The organism is Curtobacterium sp. MCLR17_039 (assembly GCF_003234745.1).
In the GTDB taxonomy this organism is placed as follows: domain Bacteria; phylum Actinomycetota; class Actinomycetes; order Actinomycetales; family Microbacteriaceae; genus Curtobacterium; species Curtobacterium flaccumfaciens.
Genome location: NZ_QKTF01000032.1, coordinates 1 through 1,490, shown reverse-complemented (window position 1 = coordinate 1,490; position 1,490 = coordinate 1). Strand labels below are relative to the sequence as shown.

At 71.8% G+C, this 1,490-nt stretch carries 1 protein-coding gene; it reads right to left on the bottom strand.

The genetic code is table 11. The features are described 5' to 3' along the window. Positions 1–1,490, bottom strand: a 1,490-nt coding sequence (locus tag DEJ00_RS18155; protein ID WP_111058335.1) for a cation-translocating P-type ATPase, incomplete at both ends; no start/stop codon positions are given.

The following is a 1,490-nucleotide window of genomic DNA, read 5'->3' as shown; positions in this document are numbered from 1 at the left end:
GGGTTCAGCAGGCCGGCCATCGCGAGCGGGATCGCGGCGACGTTGTAGGCGAAGGCCCAGAACAGGTTCACCTTGATCGTGCCGAGGGTGCGGCGGGCGAGCGCGATCGCGTCCGCGGCGGCGCTCAGGTCCGCTCGGATGAGGGTGATGTCGGCGGCTTCCATGGCCGCGTCGGTGCCGCTACCCATCGCGATCCCGAGATCCGCGGCGGCGAGAGCGGCGGCGTCGTTGACGCCGTCGCCGATCATCGCCACGGACCGGCCCTGCTGCTGCAGCCGGATGACGGTCCGGTACTTGTCTTCGGGGCGCACCTCGGCTTCGACGTCGTCGATGCCGACCTCGGCGGCGACCGTCCGGGCGACGTCTTCAGCGTCGCCGGTGAGCATGATCGTGCGCAGCCCCATGTCGTGCAGGCGACGGATCGCGTCCGGGCTGGTCGGCGCGATGGTATCCGCGACGCTGATGACGCCGCGGGCTGCGCCGTCCCATGCGACAACGACCGCGGTCGCGCCGCCCTGTTCCGCGGTCCGGACCGCGTCCGTGACCGCTTCGGGGATGGTGATGGCCCACTGGTCGGTCAACCACGCGGGGCGGCCGACGAGCACGAGGGTGCCGTCGACGACGGCTTGGACGCCGAGCCCGGCGGTGGACTGGAACGATTCCGCGGTGGGGTGGTCGGTGCCGGCTGCGGTGATGGCGCGGGCGATCGGGTGTTCGGATCCTGCTTCCGCGGCGGCGGCGAGGGCGAGCACTCGGGTGTCGGTTTCCCCTCCGACGGCGGTGACCTGGTGGACGCTCATCTTGCCGGTGGTGACGGTGCCGGTCTTGTCGAGCACGACGGTGTCGATCCGGCGGGTGGCCTCGAGGACCTGGGGTCCGCGGATGAGGATCCCGAGCTGGGAGCCACGTCCGGTGCCGACGAGCAGCGCGGTGGGAGTTGCCAGCCCCAGGGCGCAGGGGCAGGCGATCACCAGGGTCGCGACGGCGGCGGTGAACGCGGCTTGCACGTCGCCGGTGAGCAGCAGCCATCCGATGAGGGTCAGCACCGCCAGGCCCATGACGATCGGGACGAACACGGCGGAGACCCGGTCGGCGAGGCGCTGCACCTCGGCCTTGCCGGTCTGCGCGGACACGACGAGCCGGCCGATGCGGGCAAGCTCCGTGTCCTGGCCGACGCGGGTGGCTTCGACGATGAGTCGGCCGCCGACGTTCACGGTCGCACCGGTGACAGCGTCGCTTGGGCCAACCTCGACGGGGACCGCTTCCCCGGTCATCACGCTGGTGTCGATCGCGCTCGTGCCATCGGTGATGGTCCCGTCGGTGGCGATGCGTTCACCGGGACGGACCACGAACCGGTCCCCGACCTGCAGTGCTGCGGTCGGCACCTCGGTCTCGACACCGTCTCGGAGCACCCGCGCAGTCGGTGCACCCAAGGCGAGGAGCGCCTGCAGGGCGGCGCCGGAGCGGTCCTTCGCGCGGGCCTCGAAGTA